Source organism: Paenibacillus ihuae (assembly GCF_001368795.1).
Taxonomy (GTDB): domain Bacteria; phylum Bacillota; class Bacilli; order Paenibacillales; family Paenibacillaceae; genus Paenibacillus_AQ; species Paenibacillus_AQ ihuae.
In genome coordinates, this window is record NZ_LN831198.1 from 2993256 (window position 1) to 2997624 (window position 4369).

Here is a 4369-nt window from a genome sequence, read left to right on the forward strand (position 1 = left end):
CATCTAACTGAAACAGCCGGTACAGCATTACAGCTGCTTCCTGGCGGGTTACGGTCTGGTCTGGACGAAATGTTCCGTCGCTGTAACCCGACACATATCCGGCAGAGACCGCTTTCATAATCTCAGTATAATAAGAGCTGCCTTCAGCAACATCACTAAAACTGCTCCCGCTCAGGGTTTGCAGATTGAACACTCTGTTGACCAGTGTAACCCATTCTGCGCGGGTGATATTCTGATCCGGTTTATACACGCCGTTCCCGTAGCCCGTGATTAGCCCGTTCTCTACCCATGACTGAAAATCAGCCTCTGCCCAATGTCCCTTATAGTCAGACACCGTGGTTTGGGTAAGCTGTCCTGTTTTGCCGGATTCGTTCACCGTCCCGGAAGCTGCCATCATCGGCGAGGGTACGAGCAGCAGCAGCGCAAGGAGCGAAGCTGTTAGCTTGCCAGTTGTTTTGTTCAAAATGTAAGATCCTCCAATTCTAAAGAGTAGTTTAAGAAGAAACTAAACGGTAGTTCTGGTTCGCAGCAGCCTCCTTTGCTATTTAGATATTAAAACGCTTTCATTGAATGATTGAAAAAATGTTCTCCAGCGAGTTTTGGTTTATTTCATATAAATACGAACCAATTATCGTGAGAACAGCTTGAACGGTTTTATTTTAAAGGCAGAATCAGCAATTAGTCAATTAGAATTTTTTATTTAACTAAATCTTTTCATGTTTTTGTTGATAATAATCGACAGCAAACAAAAAAGCATGAACTGAATCCTCAAGATTCGTTCCATGCTTTTGGTTAACTTTTGCTATTCAAACCTCAGATACCAGTAAATTGCGGCTTCATTCGTGTGGGGATGTAACCCCTTGTAGAGAAGATAATCAAATCCGCCGATCGCAAAACCGCAGCTTTCGTAGAATTTGCATGCCCTGATATTGTTTTTTTGCGTTTCTAACATGAGGACCGGCATGCCGCAGGTTCAGTATGGAATCAATGGTAAAACTGCTGTCCATTTCTATGCTCCGGGCTTGTTCGAAGTGTTCCAGTTCCCTGATCTGAATGTCCATAGCTCACTCCATCAACAATTTTCTATATTACACTTGCAGCAGCCATGCTTCCGCATCAGCTTCATTAGTGAACATCCTAAAAGCATTGCCTTGGTTAGACTCTGCAAGCAGCTCCTTGAATCTCCCTTTGTCCGCCTGATCCCTGTTTATAATAGCAGCTGCAGTGATCCGGTAGTTGATAAATTTTTGCAGTGCCGATCCGGCCAGACCCGTCCGCAGATTATAAAAGTCCTCTGACAGCACCTCTTCATGAAGCAGCACTTTATATATATTATGCTCCATGCAGACGCCGACCAGATCCAGAATATCCTGTTCTGTGCTGAGCTTGCCGTCCGTTAACCTGTAGTTAATGTACTGCTGGTCATCTTTGGTAATCACTTGAATATTCACAGTATCCACTTCCTTTTCATTTTCATGAATAATAGCCTCACGGATCTCACCGATCCATTGCAGCTCACTAGTGTAGGTAGAGAGGATATTCGCATCGATCATCCTCCAGATCAGTGCTTCCCGCGGGCTTCTGTCCGGTGCAAAAACACCCTTTGCCGCCTTCCCCTGTTCCAGATGAATCAGTGAGCGGATTTCCTGCTCGTAGCCGGCAAGCATCCGCAGGACTTCGTCCGTCTCCAGCCCGTTACACCAGGCTAGCTGGATAAGAAAAGTCTTCCGGACTTCCGGCTGCTCCGGGGACGACAGCACCCAGCGCCTTAGCTCCTGCTGCCCTGCAGCGGTAATTGTATAGATCTTCTTAGAAGGCGAGCTCTCCTGGTGCTGGACTTCATTCGTTACATACCCCTCGTTCAACAGTTCTACCAACGCTTTGTAAATCTGGTTATTGTTGCCCGACCAATACATGAACGTGGATTCCTGGATAAGCTTCTTCAAGTCATAGCCGCTTAACGGCCTGCTGCTCAGGAGGCCTAATATGGCATTATTGATCGACATCTGCACTCACTCCGTTTGTTTTATCATATGTTAATAGTAACATATGATATACAGATACTACAAATCTTATTTTCGTACGCAAAAAGAGCTGTCCGGAATCTGTTGCGATTCACTGGAACAGCTCTAGCTCAGGTGTACTGCGTCTGCGTTTATAGTACTCTGACTTTGCTCAACCCACTACGTCAGTTCAGCAGATTGTACTTGAACTGGTAACTGCCTGAACCCAGCTTACATTCTACTCCGCCGCTTACCGCCTTCATCTCCCGGATCCCTGCCGCCTGTCCGGCGGACAGCGCCTGCTCCTGCAGTCCCTCCAGCTGTGCTCCCGGTAGTACTGCCACTCCGCTGGCATTGGCCGGAATTGAAATCCCAATCTCCATCATGCCGTCTGCAGACCGTCTCCAGGAGGACGAAGTTGGACCATACATCGTCTCAACCGCAGCCTTTGCAAAGTCCATGCCTGCGCCAGGCTGCGGCTTGATGTGGATCACCTTGAACCCGGGCTCTGCTTCATCCGGTCCGATTCCGGCAACATAGCGGTACAGCCATTCTCCGATTGCGCCGTAGGCATAATGGTTGAATGAATTCATGTCCGGGCTCCAAAAGCTGCCGTCCTCTTTGATCCCGTCCCAGTGCTCCCAGACCGTCGTTGCGCCCTTCGTCACCTGATACAGCCAGGACGGGTAATCCTGCTTAAAGAGCAGCTCATACGCAAGCTCCCCCTTCCCGCATTCACTGAGCACGGGATTCAGATACGGGGTACCGACAAAGCCGGTCGTCAGGTGATTCCCCGCCTCCGCCAGCAGCCCGGTAAGCTTGTGGATCGTCCGCTCCTTTGCCTCTCCTTCAACCAGCCCGAAACGCAGCGCCAATACCTGTGCAGTTTGCGTCGGAACCGCAAGACGCCCCGAGGGCGTGAGGAATTCGCTGCGGAAAGCCTCGGTTATTTTGCCATGCAGCTCCTGATAATAAGCAGCCTCCTCAACCAAACCCAGTACAGCTGCCGCTTTGGAGGTAAGCTCGACGGAATAGGCATAGAAAGCGGTAGCCACGTAATCCCGGTCTGTAGCCCCTACATAGCTGTCCGGTTTGGAGTCAAGACCCAGCCAGTCACCGAAATGAAATCCGGTATTCCACAAATACGGATTGTCTCCTTCTCCATGGATATATGAGACCCATTGCTTCATGCTGGCGTACTGCTCCGTAAGCAGCCTGCGGTCACCATACATTTCGTAAATCGTCCACGGGACAATCGTTGCGGCATCACCCCAGGCGGCAGAGGAGTGTTCAGTATCGCCCCAGCCTTCAGAGAACGTATCCGTAAGATTCGGAATATAGAACGGGATGCCTCCGCCCGGCAGCTGATCCGCTTTCAAATCCCGCAGCCATTTCGTGAAGAACGGCCCGGTATTCATCAGATAGGAAGCGGTACGGACAAACATCTGGGCATCGCCGGTCCAGCCCAGCCGTTCATCCCGCTGCGGACAATCGGTAGGCACATCGAGAAAATTACCCTTTTGACCCCACAGGATATTATGATGCAGCTGGTTCACGAGGGGATCAGAACATTCGAAATGGCCGGTGCGCTCCATGTCCGAATGAAGTACGACACCTGTGAAATCACCCAGGCCAATGGATTCCGGAAACCCAGTAAGCTTCACATAACGGAACCCCTGGAATGTGAAATGCGGTTCATACGTTTCTGCCGCTTCCCCTTTCAGTGTATAAGAAATCAGCTGCTCGGCAGCCCGGATATTATCACGGTAGAAGTTGCCCTCACGGTCCAGAATTTCCGCATGCTGAAGCTGAACCGTCCGGCCCCGTTCTCCCTGAACCGTAAACTTCAGCCAGCCGACCATGTTCTGGCCCATGTCGAGGACGGTGTCACCCTGCGGTGTTGTCAGTATGGCAATAGGCTGCAGCTCCTCGATCTTGGTAACCGGAACATTTTCCTGGGCGGTGATAATCTCCTTAGAATGTTGATGAAGCTCTACCGGATACCAGCCATTTGGCGACGGGTCCGTGATATCCCGCTCCAGGCGGGCATCATACCGTTCCCCCATATAAATCTCCGACATCCGCACCGCACTTTCCGCAGCCTGCCACTGCGGGCCTGTAAGAAAACGTTCCTCCCTGCCGTCTTCATACCACAGGTGCATTTCCAGCAGCAGGGCAGCCACAGAACCGTAGATCTCTTTATCCTGCTTATATCCCAGATAGCCTTTATACCATCCGTTTCCAAGCAGTGCACCCAGTGTATTCACACCTTCATGCAGTAGACTGGTGACATCATAGGTCTGGTATTGCAGCCGCTTGCCATAACTCGTCCAGCCCGGTGTAAAATAATGATCTCCCACCCGGCT

The 4369-nt window shown here is 50.4% G+C and carries 3 protein-coding genes and 1 pseudogene; all 4 read right to left on the reverse strand.

Features of this window, described 5'->3' with window-relative positions:
• Positions 1–463, reverse strand: a 463-nt coding sequence (locus AQR02_RS13590) for an S-layer homology domain-containing protein (RefSeq protein WP_148449098.1), incomplete at its 3' end; no start/stop codon positions are given.
• Between the two features lie 339 nt (positions 464–802).
• Positions 803–964 (reverse strand): annotated as a pseudogene (locus tag AQR02_RS34225) (GNAT family N-acetyltransferase); the annotation flags it as partial.
• A 124-nt stretch (positions 965–1088) separates the two neighbouring features.
• Complete coding sequence (locus tag AQR02_RS13600; protein ID WP_054940958.1) at positions 1089–2006, reverse strand: PadR family transcriptional regulator; 918 nt, start codon at positions 2004–2006, stop codon at positions 1089–1091.
• A gap of 182 nt (positions 2007–2188) precedes the next feature.
• Positions 2189–4369: alpha-L-rhamnosidase (locus AQR02_RS13605; RefSeq protein WP_245237414.1), on the reverse strand; the 2181-nt coding region annotated here is incomplete at its 5' end.

Bases quoted from the DNA above. Each gene is read 5' to 3' on its own strand.
- AQR02_RS13600 (WP_054940958.1), bottom strand. From the start codon at position 2,006: ATGTCGATCAATAATGCCATATTAGGCCTCCTGAGCAGCAGGCCGTTA.